Origin of the sequence: Nocardia puris (genome assembly GCF_003315035.1) — a bacterium.
GTDB classification, from domain to species: Bacteria; Actinomycetota; Actinomycetes; order Mycobacteriales; family Mycobacteriaceae; genus Nocardia; species Nocardia puris.
This window is the reverse complement of sequence record NZ_QNRE01000001.1, coordinates 97,224-114,306: the sequence shown is the minus strand read 5'-3', so window position 1 is coordinate 114,306 and position 17,083 is coordinate 97,224. Positions and strand designations below refer to the sequence as shown.

At 70.6% G+C, this 17,083-nt stretch carries 5 protein-coding genes and 1 pseudogene; 3 read left to right on the top strand and 3 right to left on the bottom strand.

Features of this window, described 5'->3' with window-relative positions:
* Window positions 1-86: 86 nt before the first annotated feature.
* Window positions 87-1,358 carry a salicylate synthase gene (locus tag DFR74_RS00450; protein WP_067514495.1) on the bottom strand — a complete coding sequence of 424 codons (1,272 nt, stop codon included), beginning with the start codon at window positions 1,356-1,358 and terminating at the stop codon, window positions 87-89.
* Window positions 1,355-2,944 (bottom strand): NAD(P)/FAD-dependent oxidoreductase, encoded by a 1,590-nt coding sequence (locus tag DFR74_RS00445; protein ID WP_067514499.1) that lies wholly within the window; start codon window positions 2,942-2,944, stop codon window positions 1,355-1,357. Before DFR74_RS00445 ends, DFR74_RS00450 begins: the two co-directional genes overlap by 4 nt.
* 382 nt (window positions 2,945-3,326) lie before the next feature.
* Here DFR74_RS00445 and DFR74_RS00440 point away from each other — a divergent pair, with 382 nt between their 5' ends.
* Both DFR74_RS00440 and DFR74_RS00435 read left to right on the top strand, forming a co-directional pair.
* Entirely contained in the window at window positions 3,327-5,171 is a 1,845-nt protein-coding gene (locus DFR74_RS00440; protein WP_084538242.1) for an ABC transporter ATP-binding protein, read from the top strand.
* The gene (locus DFR74_RS00435; protein ID WP_067514502.1) at window positions 5,168-6,913 is read left to right on the top strand and encodes an ABC transporter ATP-binding protein; all 1,746 of its coding nucleotides are present in this window, start codon (window positions 5,168-5,170) and stop codon (window positions 6,911-6,913) included. The genes DFR74_RS00440 and DFR74_RS00435 overlap by 4 nt, the downstream gene beginning before the upstream one ends.
* A gap of 162 nt (window positions 6,914-7,075) precedes the next feature.
* On the opposite strand, the pseudogene DFR74_RS37885 reads toward DFR74_RS00435, so the two are convergent.
* A pseudogene (locus tag DFR74_RS37885) lies at window positions 7,076-7,363 on the bottom strand (cytochrome P450); the annotation flags it as partial.
* Between the two features lie 221 nt (window positions 7,364-7,584).
* On the opposite strand from DFR74_RS37885, the gene DFR74_RS00425 reads away from it, so the two are divergent.
* Window positions 7,585-17,083: non-ribosomal peptide synthetase (locus DFR74_RS00425; protein ID WP_113974899.1), on the top strand; the 9,499-nt coding region annotated here is incomplete at its 3' end.

Genomic DNA, 17,083 nt, shown 5'->3' with positions numbered 1-17,083 from the left:
ATCAGCAGTGGGTGATTCGGCGGATCACCTGGCCGGCAAGTGTGGATCCGACCTGCTGAGCGGGCGACGTGCGGCCTGCCGAGAGGTCAGCGCGCGGGGATGAGATAGGGCGCGAGGGACGCGAGTTTCTCGCACGTCTCCTCGTGCTCGCGCTCGGGCGCCGAGCCCGCGACGACGCCCGCCCCGGCTCGCAGCCAGCTGCGGCCCGCGCGCTGGTAGACGGCGCGCAATATCAGTGCGGTGTCGAGGTTTCCGGCGCTGTCGGCGCGAACGACGGTGCCGCTGTAGAGATCTCGCGTACCGGGTTCGAGGTCGCCGATGGCGGCGCGCGCGGCGGCCTTGGGGATGCCCGACGCGGTCACCGAGGGGTGCACGGCTTCCAGTGCGTCCCAGCAGGTCCGCCCGGCGTGCAGCCGTGTCTCGACGCGCGAGGCGAGGTGCTGCACGCTGCCGCGCTGCGCGACCGCGAGGAAGTCGCGGACGCGGGCGTCTCCGCCGACCCGGCCGAGTTCGTCGCAGGCGAGCCGGACGGAGGTGGCGTGCTCGTAGATCTCCTTCGGATCGGCGAGCAGTTGATCCCGCAGGGAGCGATCGCGCGCGGCGTCACCGGTGCGGGCGCGAGTCCCGGCCAGCGGCCGGGTCGCGACCAGACCGCCCGCGTCGACCTCGACCACGGTTTCCGGACTGACCCCGGCGGCCTGCCAGCCTCCGAGGTCCAGCAGGAACGACCGGGCCGGGGTGTTCGCGCGGCGGATCGCCGCGTAGGTGGCGGGCATGTCCACCGCGAAGGGCAGATCGACCCGGCGCGACAGGATCACCTTCTGGAATTCGCCGTCCCCGATCCGGCCCAGGGCGGCCCGGACGCGCCGCAGGTAGCCGGTGTCGATCGCGTCGGTCCGCACCGCGGCCGCAACGCCGTCGACGGCGCGCAGCGCCTCGGGTTCGAAGTCGAATGACGTGTCGTAGCTGTGGATTTCGACCGTGGTGCCGGTGATCTCGAGTTCCACGCCCGGCACCATGAAGTGGGCGAGGGCGCCGTCGTGGGTGACGGCGCCGGGCCGGCCGAGTTCGAAACCCGCCCAGCCGTACGCGCGCCAGCGCGGCGTGGGCGCGCGGTGCAGCGCGTCCCGGATCTGCGCCCACGGCCTGCCGTTCGCGGGTTCGGTGTACTCACCACCGAGCGTCGAGTGCACCCGGTCGCGATAGACGCGCACCGCACCGATCGGGTTGCCCGCCACGAACCAGCGTCCCGGCCGCTCGTACACGACGTAGTCGGTGAGCAGCCCGGACGCGGCGACGGCGGCCGCCGTCGCGACCGGATCCCCGCGGTGTGGGCGCACGGTGTGCGCGGATCTCACAAGAAGGAGTCCCTGATGAACCCGGGCGCGTCGGTGCGGGACCAGCGCATGAACCGCATGGCGACGTCCTGGCTGATGTCGAAGTACTTGACGTCGGGGTTGCCGTGCGGCAGGTAGTCGGGCCAGAACCGCTGCTCGTTGATCCGGTCGACGATCGCCTTCGCGCCGGCGTCGGGCGCCAGCTCCCCGCGGTCGACCGCCTCGCAGGTGGTGCGCGCCGTGGCCAGCAGCTCGGACAGCGCCTTCGCCAGCGCGGAGTCGTTGCGCTCCAGGTTCCGGAAGATCGAGTCGTCGCGGCTGCCCAGGTAGCGGGACAGCGAATGTTCCAGGGCCGCATCCGAATAGAAGCTGTAGGTGTGCCACACCCGCACGATCGCGTCCCACAGGGGGTAGTGGCGGAATCCGACGTAGGAGGAGTAGGCGAGATCGTCGTGCACGTCGAACATCCGCTGCTGCACCGCGTCCACGCCGGCGAACCGCTCGGTGGACCAGTCGTTCGCGCGCGCCGCGTCGATGAGCCGCCAGGCCAGCGCGTTCACGGTCTGGAAGGAGTTCGCGAGTCCGCGCGAGAACAGCGCGTCGATGGTGCCTGCCGACTGCGCCGTGAGACAGAACCGGTCACCGACGGTATTCGACGCGGAGTACTGCAATCGCCCGGTACTCACCCAGGGCCGAACGGCTTTGGCGTCGCGGAACTGTGCCGCGACGGCGGGGAATCGTTCGAGGAAGTCGGCGAATTCGCGCTCGGGCGCGGCGCGGTCGTCGAAGACCGCGTCCCCGGTGAGCGTGAGTCCCACACTGCACAGGGGATTGTGCGACTTGTCGTTATTGTCGAACGGGATCACCCAGAACCAGCCGCCGTCGAAGACGTGGTGCAGCGTGCCGTAGTGCCACCGGCTCGGCTGCCCGTACGGCACCGGCGTCACCTCGTCGAAGGGGCGCACGCCGATCATGTGGGTGAACAGCGACCGCGAATGCGTGCGCGCCCGGGTGGGCTCCTCGCGCAGCCCGAACCGGTCGGCCAGCACGGACCGGAAACCGGTGGCGTCCACCAGATATCGGGCGCGGAAGGTCTCGCCGGAGGCGGTCCGCAATTCGGCCCCGCGCTGCGGATCGACGTCGATGTCGCTGATCCGCGTGTTCAATCGGGGCGTCGCGCCGTAGCGGACGGCGAGATTGAAGACGTGGGCGTCGATATCCTGGCGGAACCAATGGGATTCGGCGCGGCGGTACGACGACGCCAGCACGACCTGATTGGCCGCGTCCCGGTCGGGCGCGCGGCCCGGCTCATGGTAGACGAATCCGAAGTTCTGCTTCTGCCCGCAGGTGGTGCTCACGTGCTCGGCGGTGTCCTGGAAGTTGGCCAGGTGCGCGAATTCCGGGATGTCGTAGCGCTCGGCGAGGATGTGCATCGTGGTGGTCGCGTGCGGAATCGTGGACTCCCCGACCACGAATCGCGGGTGGACGCCGGCGTCGATCAGCAGCACCCGCACGTCGTGACGGGCCAGGATGGCGCCCAGGGTGCTACCGGCGATCCCGGCTCCGAGGATGGCGACGTCGTACTCGGTGTCGGTGGACGGTGTCATGGCGCGAACTCCTTGTGCCCTTCGTGGCCGACTCGACAGCGCGGGTTCCCGCACCGCCGAGTCCAGCGGCCCCTGCCCACCGTGCGCGAATGCCTACGCGGTGGCGGTTAATGAAAATGATTGTCACTAGAGTAGCGTAGGTCCGTCCGCTGCGCCAGCGGCTCATTCGCGGGCCGTCCACTGTGGTGCCGGGTAATCGGTTGTGCCGCAACGACTTCGGGTATCGCCGACCTGGTTGCCGATGGCGCTGCGGGCGTCGAGCTCGGTAATGACAATCGTTTCTGATTTGGGTAGCGTGTCGCGGGAGGGCGATTCGGCTGCGCGCGGCAGGGGCGGACGCGGCCGCGATGGGATCCACCCGAACACCGGACAAGGAGCCGTGATGAAGGCTGACGCCGAGGTGTCGCCGCAGGTGAACGAGGACGAGCCGGGCGCGGACCCGCCGTCGGGGGCGACGCCGGGGAGCGCGCTGTTCCGCGTGGTCGCACCGGTCCGGGGACGGTTGGGCCTGGCGCTGGCGGTCGCCGGTCTGGGCGCTGTCGCGGGCGTGATCGGCTACGTCGGCATCGCGCTGGCGCTGTGGGAACTGCTGGAGGCCGACACCGACTCCGGTCGCGTCACGCGATGGCTGGCGGTGGCCGCGGTCGGGGTGCTGGCCCGGTTCGGATTGCGCGCGTGGTCGTTCCGCGCCTCCCATATGGCTTCGTTCGATCTGGAACAGCGGTTGCGCACCGATATCGCCACGCACCTGGCCCGGGTGCCGCTGGGGGACGTGCAGCGGCTCGGCGCGGGCGCGGTGAAGAAGGTCGTCCAGGACGACGTGCGCGGTCTGCACATCGCGGTGGCCGACTCCGTGCCGCTGGCGGGTTTCAGTGTGGCGCAACCGATCGCGGCCCTGATCGCCCTCGGCTTCGTGGACTGGCGGCTGCTGCTGGCAGTGCTGGCGATCTTCCCGCTGGTGATGATCGGGATGCAGCTGTCCATGCGCGACTACGCCGAGGTCCGCCGCCGCTACGACGACGCGAACGAGGCGATCAACGCGGCCGTGGTGGAGTTCGTGCAGGGCATGCCGGTGGTGCGCACCTTCGACGACGGCGCCGGTTCGTTCCGGCGCTTCGTACAGCGCGTCCGCGAGTTCACCGCGGCCACCACGGCCTGGCAGGACTCCAGTCGCGGCGCGATGATCTTCGCCAACCAGGTGATGGCCCCGCTGCTCACGCTCGCGCTCGCGCTGCCGGTGGGCATCTGGCTGATCTCCGCCGGGTCGATGTCGCCCGCGCAACTGATCGCGGTGATTCTGCTGGGCACGTTGCCGGTGGAGTCGATCCTGCCGCTGATCTACCTGACCAACATGATCAACCAGTCCAAGGCGGGCGCGGCGCGCATCGTCGACCTGCTCGACATCCCGGCGCTGCCGGAGCCGACGCAGCCCGCCGTCCCGGCCGACGGCTCGATCTCCTTCCGCGGTGTCGAGTTCGCCTACGCGGGCGCGGACCGGGCCGCGCTGGACGGACTGGATCTCGAGATTCCCAGCGGCGCCGTGTGCGCGCTGGTCGGGGCCTCGGGTTCCGGGAAATCGACTGTCGCGCGGCTGATTCCGCGGTTCTGGGACGTGACGGCGGGGCAGGTGCTCGTCGGCGGCGTGGATGTGCGCCAGATCCCGTCCGAGGAACTGCTGCGTCACGTGACGCTTGTGTTCCAGGACCCGTTCCTGCTGGCCGACACGGTGGCGGAGAACATTCGCCTCGCGCGGCCCTCGGCCACCGACGCCGAGGTGGAGGCCGCCGCGCGGGCGGCGCAGGCGCACGACTTCATCGTGACGAATCTGCCGCAGGGCTACGACACCCCGGTCGGTGAGCGCGGCGCGCGCCTGTCCGGCGGCCAGCGCCAGCGGATCACGATCGCGCGGGCGATGCTCGCCGACGCGCCGATCGTGATCCTGGACGAGGCGACGGCGTTCGCCGATCCGGAGAACGAGGCGGCGATCCAGGACGCCGTCGCCGCGTTGACCCGCGGACGCACCGTGGTCGTGATCGCGCACCGGTTGTCGACCATCGTCGACGCCGACCAGATCGTCGTGCTCGACGCGGGCCGGGTGGCCGAACGCGGAACGCACGCCGAACTCCTTGCGGCGCAAGGCCGGTACGCCGGGCTCTGGGAACACCATCAACGCGCGCGCGGCTGGGGACTCAACGCCGGCGCGACCGAGGAGACGACTGTCCGATGAGAAGGATCCTGAGGCTGATGCTGCTCGCGGCGGGCAGCCATCGCGCCGAATTCCGCCGCGCGCTGTGGTGCGCGGTGATCGCCGCGATCGCCCAAGCCCTGGCGTACGCCGCGCTCGTGCCGCTCCTGTACGAACTCAGCCGTCCTGAGATCGACACCGGCGCCGCGTGGCTGTGGTTCGGCGTGTTCGCGGCCTGCTACGCCGTGGAAGCCGTATTCCACTACGGGGAGCTGCGATTCGAGTTCGGCCGGTGGGCCGATATGCTCGCCGCCACGCGTCTGGAGTTGGGCGAGAAGCTGCGGACCATGCCGCAGTCCGAACTGGAGCGCCGCTCGGCGGGTGACCTGACCATGCTGCTGGGCGCCACCGTCGCCAACGCCACGGTGAGCGCGTCCACGCTGGCGCTGTGGTTCTTGCGCCTGGTCTCGGTGCCCGCGATACTCGGGGTGATCGTGCTGGTCATCGACTGGCGGCTGGGCCTGGTGCTGGCGTTGTCGGTGCCGTTCGCCGCGCTGTTCGTCCGCCGCATCCAGCGGGTGTCCGGCGCGGGACTGCGCGAGACCGACGAGGCCGACGCCGCGGCGGCCAACCGCATCGTCGAGTACGTGCAGGGGTTGCCGGTGCTGCGCGCGACCGGACAGGTCGGCGCGTCGTCGCGGCGGCTGGTCGAGACGCTGGAGCGGCAGAACGAGGCGATGTCGGCCATGCAGAACCGGTTGACGTGGCCGGGTCTGCTGGCCTCGAGCATCGTCCAGCTCTGCCTGGTCGCCATGGTGTCGGTGGGCGCGGCGCTGGTGCTGGACCTGGACATCTCGGCGGCGCTGCTGGTCGCCGTGGTGGTCGCGGCCGTGCGTTTCGCCGAGCCGCTGTCGAACGTGGCGTCGATGTCGTCGCTGTTCGAGGTCACCGACTCCGCGCTGGAGCGGATCGGCGACGTGCTGAGCACCGATCCGCTGCCGGTGGGCGACCCCGAGGCCCGGATCACCCGCCACGACTTGGCATTCGACGACGTGCACTTCGCCTACGCGGACGGACCGCCGGTGCTGCGCGGGGTGTCGTTCGCCCTGCCCGCGCGGTCGCTGACCGCGCTGGTCGGTCCCTCGGGGTCGGGCAAGACCACGATCACCCGGCTGCTGACCCGCTACGCCGATCCGGAGCGGGGCACGGTGCGGATCGGCGGCCTCGACCTGCGGGATCTGGACCCGGTCGAGATCTACCGCCACATCTCGGTGGTCTTCCAGGACGTGTACCTGTTCGACGACACCATCCGGGCGAACATCGCGATGGCCCGACCCGACGCCGGCCAGGAGGAGATCGAGTCCGCGGCCAGGGCGGCCAACGCCCACGATTTCATCGCGCGGTTGCCGCACGGCTACGACACCCGCGCCGGCGAGATCGGCAACGCGCTGTCCGGCGGGGAACGCCAGCGCATCTCGATCGCCCGCGCGATCCTCAAGGACGCGCCGATCGTGCTGCTGGACGAACCGACCGCCGCGCTCGACGCCGAGAACGAGGTCTACGTCCAGCAGGCCATCGACGCGCTCGTCGCGGAGAAGACGGTGGTGGTGGTCGCGCACCGGCTCTCCACCGTCGTCGCGGCGGACCGCATCCTGGTGCTGGAGGACGGCGAGATCGTGGAGCAGGGCACGCACGAGGAGCTGATCGCCGCGGACGGGCGGTATCAGTCGATGTGGTCGGCGCAGACCCGCGCGCGGCACTGGCGGGTCCCCACCTCGGCCTAGCGGAGATATGTCCCCGGCACGAATCACCGTGCCGGGGACAGCCGTTCCGTCGGGTGAGGGCCGCACCGGGAGGCGACGCAGCCCCCGCAACCCCATGCCGGGGCGCCAGCGCAGTTCGGCGGGGTCCACGGCCAAGCGCAGGTCGGGCCAGCGGGCGAGCAGCGCGGTGGGCGCGATCCGGCCTTCGGTGCGCGCGAGCGCGGCGCCCATGCAGTGGTGGGTGCCGCCGCTGAACCCGCGGTACGGCCGCGGTGCGCGGTGGATGTCGAAGCGGTGCGGATCGGTGACGTGGGCGGGGTCGCGGTTGGCCGCGGCCGGGAACACCAGCACCCGATCGCCGATTTGGATGCGCCGCCCGGCCAGATCGATCGGCAGGCGGGCGTAGCGCGCGGTCGCCGATTCCACCGGCCCCCAGTAACGCATGGTCTCTTCTATTGCGGGAGCGGCCAATTCGGGATCGGCGCGCAGCGCGTCCCATTGCGCGGGGTGGGTGATCAAGGACAGGACGGCGCTGTCGATCAACCCTACTTCCTGTGTTCGCGCCGAAACACATTCGGCGCGTGGGTATTCCGATCTGGGAGTTCGGGAAGTGCCTTGACCTGAGTTGGGCGGACCTCGTAGATTGTAGCACTAATGAAAATGATTGTCGTTTGCTAGCGTTGGGGTGTGTGATGCAGGAAAAGCTCGGCCGACCGCACGGACGCACCGCCGGGGACTTCGACTGGAACCGTGGCATCGACGCCCTGCGCGAGTGGGTCGGAGAGCTCGCGGGCGTGCCCGTCGCGGCGTTGACCGACGACACCGATCTGCTGGCGCTGGGGTTGGACTCGGTGACCGTCATGCGGATCTCGGGGTTGCTACGGCGCGCGGGCAAACGGGTGGAGTACCGCGACCTGGTCCGGAGCCCGACACTCGGCTCGTGGTGGAAGTTGTTGCAGGACAGGGACTCCGAGGGTGCCGTGGAGACGACCGCGGTGGACCCGGCGGCTCCCTTTCCGCTGGCGGTGATGCAGCACGCGTTCTGGATCGGGCGGACCTCGGCGCAGGAACTGGGCGCGGTGGCCGCGCACCTGTACGGCGAGTTCGACCACGCCGGAGGTCTCGAACCCGAGCGGCTGGAGCGCGCCGTGCGCGCACTGATGGCGCGACACCCGATGCTGCGGGTGACCATCGACGCCGAGGGCATGCAGCGGGTGACCGAGCGCGGGCACTGGCCGGGCCTGACCGTGCACGATCTGCGGGCGCTGCCCGAACCCGAGCGCACCCGGTGGTTGGCGCGCACGCGGGACGCGCTCTCGCACCGGAGCATGGACGTCGCGGCGGGTGAGGTGTTCGACCTCCAGCTCTCGCTGCTGCCCGACGGCGGCACCAGGGTGCACCTGGATCTGGACATGATCGCCGCCGACGCGCTGAGCCTGCGCAATCTGCTGGCCGACCTGACCGCGCTCTACACCGAAGGGCCCACGGCGCTACCCGCCCTCGGATACAGCTACCAGCAGTATCTGGCGGATCGGGCGGGCGTTCGAGCCGCTGCGCGCGAGCAGGCCCGCGCCTGGTGGCAGTCGCGACTGCCGGAACTGCCCGCGGCACCGGAACTTCCGGTGCTCACGTCCGAGACGGCCACCGGGGGACCGCGAGTCGACCGCCGCCACCACTGGTTGTCCCCGGAGCGCGCGGCGCTGTTGCGGGAACGGGCGCACCGTGCGGGTCTGACCACGGCGAGCGTGCTGGCCACCGTATTCGCGGAGACGGTCGGCGCGTGGAGCCGCTCCGATCGCTTCCTGCTGAATCTGCCGGTGTTCGACCGGGAACCGTTGCACGACGAGGTGGACCGGCTGGTCGGCGACTTCTCGAGTTCGGTGCTGCTCGATGTGGATCTGTCCGCGCCGATGTCGGTGACCGAACGGGGCCGGGCGATCACCGAGCGCCTGCGTGAGGCGTTGGGCTATGCCGCCTACACCGGTGTCGAGGTGCTGCGGGACCTGAGCCGCGCCCAAGGCGGCGCGCGGGTGCTGGCGCCCGTCGTGTACACCAGCGCGCTGAGTCTGGGGGAGCTCTACGCGCCCGAGGTGCGGGAGTGTCTGGGCGAGCCATGTTGGACGGTGTCGCAGGGCCCGCAGGTCTGGCTGGACGCGCAGGTGACCGAGTTCGACGGCGGCATCCTGCTCAACTGGGATGCCCGCGTCTCGCTGTTCCCGCCCGGGATGCTGGACGCGATGTTCGGCGCCTACACCCGTTTCGTCGAGCTGTTGCTGAACGACGACGGCGCGTGGGACCGGGCCGCGCCGTGGCCGGTGACCGATCGCACGTACCGGGAGATCGTCACCCCGCCGCCCATTCCCCTGCACCGGCGATTCTTCGCTCGCGCCGAGGAGCATCCGGACCGGACCGCGCTGATCGCGGGCGATGCGGAGATCACCTACGGCGACCTCGCGCTCCGGGCTCGCCGTATGGCTGGCCTGTTGGCGGCCAAGGGAATCGGGCGCGGCGACAGTGTGGCGATAACCCTGCCCAAGGGCGTCGACCAGATCGTGGCCGCCCTCGGGGTGCTGGCCGTGGGCGCGACCTACGTTCCATCGGGCGTCGATGTGCCGCCCGCGCGGCGGGAGCGGGTCTACCGCACGGCGGGCGCGCGGCTGGTGGTCACCGACGTGGACACCGCCGCCGCTGCGCCGTGGCCCGACGACATCGCACTGCTCTTCCCCGAACAGGCGCACACCGTGGCGCCGTTGGCCGATCTCGTCGCGGTGGACTCGGAAGACGTGATGTACGTGATCTTCACGTCGGGTTCGACCGGTACCCCGAAGGGCGTCGAGGTGCCGCATCGCGCGGTCGCCCACACCGTCGACGCGGTCGGCCTGCGGTTCGGCATCGGCGCGGACGATCGCACGATCGCGTTGTCCGCCTTGGACTTCGACCTCTCCGCCTACGATCTGTTCGCGTTCCTGTCCGTCGGCGGCTCCGTGGTGGTGGTCGAGGAGGGGCAGCGCCGCGACGCCGCCGCCTGGGCGGAGCTGATCCGGCGCTGGGACGTCACCGTGGTCAGCGCCGTCCCCGCGCTGCTGGACATGCTGTTGATCGCCGCCGCCGAGACCGGGCTGGGTACGGCGCTGCGGGTGGTCATGCTCGGTGGCGATCGCGTCACCGTCGATCTGCCCGATCGGCTGCGCCGGCTCGTCCCCGGGTGCCGGTTCGCCGGACTGGGCGGGATGACGGAGGCGGCCATCCACGCCACCGTCTGCGAGGTCGACGAGGTGGACCCCGACTGGACGAGCGTGCCCTACGGCGCGCCCCTGCCACATGCTTCCTGCCGGGTGGTCGACGGCCAGGGTCGGGACCGTCCGGTGTGGGTGCCCGGTGAGCTGTGGGTCTCGGGTGGAGGCTTGGCCCACGGCTATCGCGGCGACCCGGAGCGCACCGCCGAGAAGTTCGTCCAGCGCGACGGGGTCCGCTGGTACCGCACCGGCGATCTGGTGCGGTACCGCCCGGACGGGACGCTCGAGTTTCTCGGGCGCACCGATCATCAGGTGAAGATTCGCGGCCACCGGATCGAACTGGGCGAGATCGAAGCGGTGCTGGCCGAGCACCCAGAGGTGAGCGCCGCGGTCGCGGCGGTGCTCGAGCGGCCCACCAGGGCGCTCGCGGCGATCGTCGTCGGCGACGCGGACGAGAACACCCTGCGCGAGTGGCTCCGGGATCGGTTGCCCCGCTACATGATTCCCCGGCGCATCCTGCGCCGGACGGAACTCCCGATCACGCGCAACGGAAAGGTCGATCGCGCCGCTGTGCACGCCACCCTCACCGCCGCCGGCGAGCACGAGGGTGGCGATGGAGCGGGCGCGTCGCCGCGCGGCCCGCTGGAGCGGATCGTGGCCGAGGCCTGGCGCGAGCTGCTCGGCGTCGACGAGATCCGCCGCGACCACGACTTCTTCACCCTCGGCGGTGACAGCCTGCTGGCCACCCGGCTGATCCGGCGTCTCGGCGCGGCCGGAGTGACGGGTGCCGAGCTGGGGCGGCTGTTCACGACGCCCACCCTCGCCGAGTTCGCCGCGCACCTCGCGCCGGGTGCGGCGGTGGCGGTGCCGGCGATCCGTCCCGATCCCGAGCGCCGGTTCGAGCCGTTCCCGCTGACCGATATCCAGGTCGCCTATTGGTTGGGCCGATCCGCGGATTTCGACCTCGGTGGTATCCCCGCCCAGTTGGCGGTCGAGTACGGCTGGCCGGGGGTCGACGTGGCCCGGTTGGCGCGGGCGTGGCGCCGGGTGGTCGATCGGCACGCCATGTTGCGCGCGGTGATCGAGCCCGACGGCAGGCAGCGAGTGCTGGAAGAGGTTCCCGCGTACCGGATTCCGGTTTTCGACGGCCCGACGGAATCGTCCTCCGACGAGTGGCCGGAGGAGCGTTCGGATGCGGGCGCGTGGCCGCCGTTCGACATCCGCGTGATTCGCGACGGCGAGAGCAGCCGGGTGCTCGCGGTGTTCGACACGGTGGTGGTCGATGGGCTGAGCGCGCTGGTGCTCCTGTCGGAATGGACCCGGCTCTACGACGATCCCGATCTCGAATTGCCGCCCTTGGCCCTCGAATTCCGCGACTACGTGACGACGTGCCTACCGTCCGACGCGGAAGTACAAGCGGCCCTGACGTACTGGCGGTCGCGATTGCCGGAGCTGCCACCCGGTCCGCAGTTGCCGTTGCGGGTGTCGCCCGCGGCGGTGGAGCATCCGAGGTTCAGGCGCCGCGAGGTTCGGGTCGAATCGGAAACCTGGCGGCGGATAGTGGCTCGTGCGCGGGGCTACGGTGTGACGCCGAGTGTTGTTCTGCTCGCTTGTTATACGTGGGTGTTGGGGGGATGGAGTGCGCAGCGTGATCTGACGGTCACGTTGACGCGGTTCGATCGCCGGGACGTGCATCCCGACATCATGCGGGTGGTGGGCGATTTCAGTTCGTTGCTGCTGGTGGCCGATCAGCCCGCGGCGGGGGAGAGCTGGCTGGGGCGTGTGCGGCGGTTGCAGGAGCAACTGTGGCGCGACCTGGATCATCAGCAGGTGTCCGCCGTTCGCGTGTTGCGCGAACTCGCCCGCGAGAACGACGCCCCGGTGGAACCGGTGCCGGTGGTGTTCACGTCCATGCTCGGCGTGGACGACGACCTGGCGCATTCGGTGCGCTGGCCGGACCGGATGCGCACCCGGACGCCGCAGGTGTGGCTGGACCACCAGGTCGTCGAGCTGCCGGAAGGGCTTGTGCTGAGCTGGGATTCGGTGGACGAGCTGTTCCCGGACGGGATGGTCGATGCCATGCTGGCCACCTACTACGAACACCTCACCCGGCTGGCGGATCTGGACTGGGACGCGTCGCTGCCCGATGCGTTGCCGGTACTGCCCGCCCGGCAGCGGGCCGTCCGGGACGAAGTCAACATGGCCGGCCAGCCCGTTGCCGTGAATTCTTCTGCCCCGCAGTTGCATACGCCGATGTTCGGTATCGCGGAGGCCGATCCGGACCGCGTCGCGATCATCGACGGTTCGCGCGAAGTCGGCTTCGGGGAACTCGCCGATCACGCGCGGCGGATCGCGGCGCTGTTGCTCGAGCACGGAGTGCGTCCCGGTGCTGCGGTCGCCGTGTCGGCGGCGCGGGGCGTTGCGCAGGTGGCGGCGCTCTACGGCGTGCTGGCCGCCGGGGCGGCATACGTCCCCGTGGCGAAAGACCAACCATGGCAACGGCGTAACGGCATCCTCGAACAGGCCGAGGTGTCGGCGGTGCTCACCGACGACGTCGCCGGATTCCCCGACGGAATGCCGATCGTGCCGATCGCCGAGGCGAGCCGGCATCGCCCCGCCCCAGTGTTCCGGGGTGCGCCCGGCGATCTCGCGTACGTGATCTTCACGTCCGGTTCCACCGGCACCCCGAAGGGCGTCGAGATCACGCACGGGAGTGCGCGGAACACCCTCGACGATCTGCGGGGGCGGTACCACCTCGGTCCTGGCGATCGCGTGTTGGCGGTAGCGGCAACGGATTTCGACCTGTCGGTGTTCGACCTGTTCGGTGTGCTGGGTGCCGGGGGCAGCGCCGTGATCGTCGCCGACGAGGATCGGCGCGACGCGGCGGGTTGGCTGGCGGCCGCGCACGCGCACGGGGTGACGGTGTGGAACAGCGTGCCGGCCATGCTGGACATGCTGCTCACCGTGGCCGAGTCCGGGCCGGGTCTGCCCGCGACGCTGCGCCTGGCTTTGGTTTCCGGGGACTGGGTGGGCCTGGACCAGCCCGGTCGCTTGGTGGCACTGTCGCGGGATTGCCGTCTGGTGGCGTTGGGTGGGGCGACGGAGGCGTCGATCTGGTCGAACTACTTCGAGGTCGAGAAGGTGGACCCGGAGTGGACGTCCATCCCCTACGGCCGTCCCCTGCGCAACCAGTACTTCCGGGTGGTGGACGAGTCCGGACGGGACCGGCCCGACTGGGTGCCCGGGGAACTGCTGATCGGCGGCCTCGGCGTCGCGCGCGGCTACCGGGGCGACCCGGAGCTCACCGCGGCCAGGTTCTTCGAGGAAGACGGCGTGCGCTGGTACCGGACCGGCGATCTGGGCCGGTACCGCCCGGATGGGGTCCTCGAGTTCCTGGGGCGGGCCGATCGTCAGGTGAAGGTGCGCGGGCATCGAGTGGAGTTGGGTGAGGTCGAGCAGGCGATCGCGGCGCATCCGGAGGTGCGGCGGGCGTTCGCGGTGGCGGTGGGGGAGCGGTCTCGGATGAGACTGGTGGCGTTCGTGGAACCTGCTGTACCCGAGGGACTTTCGGAGTTCGTGGCGGAGAGGTTGCCGTCGGGCTGGTTGCCGGAGTTGATCGCGTTGCCCGACCCGCCGCTGACCGGCAACGGCAAGATCGACCACGCCGCACTCGTGCACCGTGCCCAAACCTCCACCGGCACTGCCGCGTCCGGCCCGGCGGAACCGCTGCGGCCCGGACTGGAAACCCGGATCGGCCGCCTCTGGCAGGAGATCGTCGGCGGCGAACTCCCCGGCCGGGACACGAGCTTCTTCGCCGCGGGCGGCGATTCGCTGTCCGCCACCCGGCTGGTGAGCCGCCTCGCCCGCGAACTCGGCCGGACGGTGACCCTGCGCGAGTTCTTCACCAACCCGACGGTCGCCGGCCTGGCCCGCGGCCGATCGCTCACCGAGGCGACGACACCGGCCCCGCTGGCCACCGCCGACCCCTCGCGCCGGTGGGAACCGTTCCCGCTCACGGACATTCAGGTGGCCTACTGGCTGGGCCGATCACCGGATTTCGATCTCGGCGGCGTCGGAGCGCAGTTGTACGTCGAGTACGACTGGCCCGGCGTGGACGTGCCCCGGTTGGCGCGGGCGTGGCAGCGGGTGGTCGACCGGCACGCGATGCTGCGCGCCGTGCTCACCGCCGACGGCCGGCAGCGCGTACTCGAAAACGTTCCCGCCTACCGGATTCCGGTGCTCGAGGGCGCGCAGGCCCCCGTCGCGGTGCGGGAGGAGATGGCGAACGGGTGCCTCGACGCCACCACCTGGCCGCTGTTCGATATCCGTGTCGTCCGCGACGGCGAGCGCAGCCGGGTGTGCGCGGTCTTCGACACCTTGGTCGTGGACGGATTGAGCGCGCTGGTCCTCATCGCCGAGTGGACCCGGCTCTATGACGACCCCGATCTCGAATTGCCGCCCTTGGCCCTCGAATTCCGCGACTACGTCACCAGCTCTGCGCCCTCGGAGGCGGAAGTGCGAGCGGCGCTGTCCTATTGGCGCGCCCGCCTGCCCGAGCTGCCGCCCGGACCGCAGTTGCCGTTGCGGGTTTCACCGGCGGCGGTGGAGCGTCCGAGGTTCAGTCGCCGCGAGTTCCGCCTCGACCTCGACACGTGGCGGCGGATCGTGGCCCGTGCGCGGGACTACGGTGTGACGCCGAGTGTTGTTCTGCTGTCCTGTTATACGTGGGTGCTCGGCGGGTGGAGTGCGCAGCGTGATCTGACGGTCACGTTGACCCGGTTCGATCGCCGGGATGCGCATCCCGACATCATGCGGGTGGTGGGCGATTTCAGTTCGCTGCTGCTGGTGGCCGACCGGCCCGCCGCCGGGGAGACCTGGTTGTCGCGCGCCCGGCGCCTGCAAGAACAGCTGTGGAGCGATCTCGACCACCAGCAGGTGTCCGCCGTCCGCGTGCTGCGCGAACTGGCCAGGGACAGCGCGACGATGGCCGAGCCGGTGCCGGTGGTGTTCACGTCCATGCTCGGCGTGGACGACGACCTGGCGCGCTCGGTCCGCTGGCCCGACCACACGCGCACGCAGACGCCGCAGGTGTGGCTGGACCACCAGGTCATCGAGTTGCCGGAAGGTGTTCTGCTGAGCTGGGATTCGGTGGACGAACTGTTCCCCGAAGACCTGGTCGACGACATGTTCGCCCGGTACCGCGACCACCTGACCCGGCTCGGCGATCTCGACTGGGAACACCCGCTGCCGGAGGCGCTGCCGGTGCTGCCGGAGCGGCAACGGTCGGCCCGCGCGCGGGTCAACGACACCGCCGGGCCCGGACCGGAACACAGCCGGTGGGGTGGCTTGCTGCACGCGCCGCTCTTCGACATCGCCGCCACCGACCCCGGCCGTGTGGCGCTCATCGACCACGACGACATGACCGTCGGCTTCGGTGAGCTGGCGGACCGGGCCGCCCGGATCGCGGCGCTGTTGCGCGAGCACGGCGTGCGGCCCGGCGTGGCCGTCGCGGTGTCGGCGACACGCGGTGCGGCGCAGGTCGCGGCGCTCTACGGGGTGCTGGCCGCCGGAGCGGTGTATGTGCCGGTGGCGAAGGATCAACCGCCGCAACGGCGTAACGCCATCCTCGGGCAGGCGCAGGTGTCGGTGGTGCTCAGCGATGATGTGGCGGGACACGGAGGCTTCCCCGAAGGTGTGGCCGTCGTGGCGATATCGGACGCGTCGCGGATGCCTCCGGCCCCGGTGCACCGGGGTGCGCCCGGCGATCTCGCGTACGTGATCTTCACGTCCGGTTCCACAGGAACCCCGAAGGGCGTCGAGATCACGCACGGCAGTGCGGTGAACACCCTCGAAGACCTGCGCTGCCGCTACGAACTCTGCGCGAGCGATCGTGTCTTGGCTGTGGCGGCAACGGATTTCGACCTGTCGGTGTTCGATCTGTTCGGCGTGCTGGGTGCGGGTGGCCGTGCCGTTCTGATCGCCGACGAGGATCGGCGCGACGCGGGTCGGTGGCTGGAGCGGGTTCACCAGCACGGGGTGACGGTGTGGAACAGCGTGCCTGCCATGCTGGACATGCTGCTCACCACCGCCGAGTCCGGGCCGGGCCTTCCCGCGACGCTGCGCCTGGCACTGGTTTCCGGGGACTGGGTGGGCCTGGACCTCCCCGGCCGACTCGCGGCCCTGTCCCAGGACTGTCGCCTGATCGCACTGGGCGGGGCGACGGAGGCGTCGATCTGGTCGAACTACTTCGAGGTCGAGAAGGTGGACCCGGAGTGGACGTCCATCCCCTATGGCCGCCCCCTGCGCAACCAGCGATACCGCGTGGTGGACGAGTCCGGTCACGACCGGCCCGACTGGGTGCCGGGCGAACTGCTGATCGGCGGCCTCGGCGTCGCGCACGGGTACCGGGGCGACCCCGAACTCACCCGATCCAAGTTCTCCGAAGCGGACGGCGTGCGCTGGTATCGCACCGGCGATCTGGGCCGATACCGCCCCGACGGGACGCTCGAATTCCTCGGCCGGGCCGATCGTCAGGTGAAGGTGCGCGGGCATCGAGTGGAGTTGGGTGAGGTCGAGCAGGCGATCGCGGCGCATCCGGAGGTGCGGCGGGCGTTCGCGGTGGCGGTGGGGGAGCGGTCTCGGATGAGACTGGTGGCGTTCGTGGAACCTGCTGTACCCGAGGGACTTTCGGAGTTCGTGGCGGAGAGGTTGCCGTCGGGCTGGTTGCCGGAGTTGATCGCGTTGCCCGACCCGCCGCTGACCGGCAACGGCAAGATCGACCACGCCGCACTCGTGCACCGTGCCCAAACCTCCACCGGCACTGCCGCGTCCGGCCCGGCGGAACCGCTGCGGCCCGGACTGGAAACCCGGATCGGCCGCCTCTGGCAGGAGATCGTCGGCGGCGAACTCCCCGGCCGGGACACGAGCTTCTTCGCCGCGGGCGGCGACTCGCTGT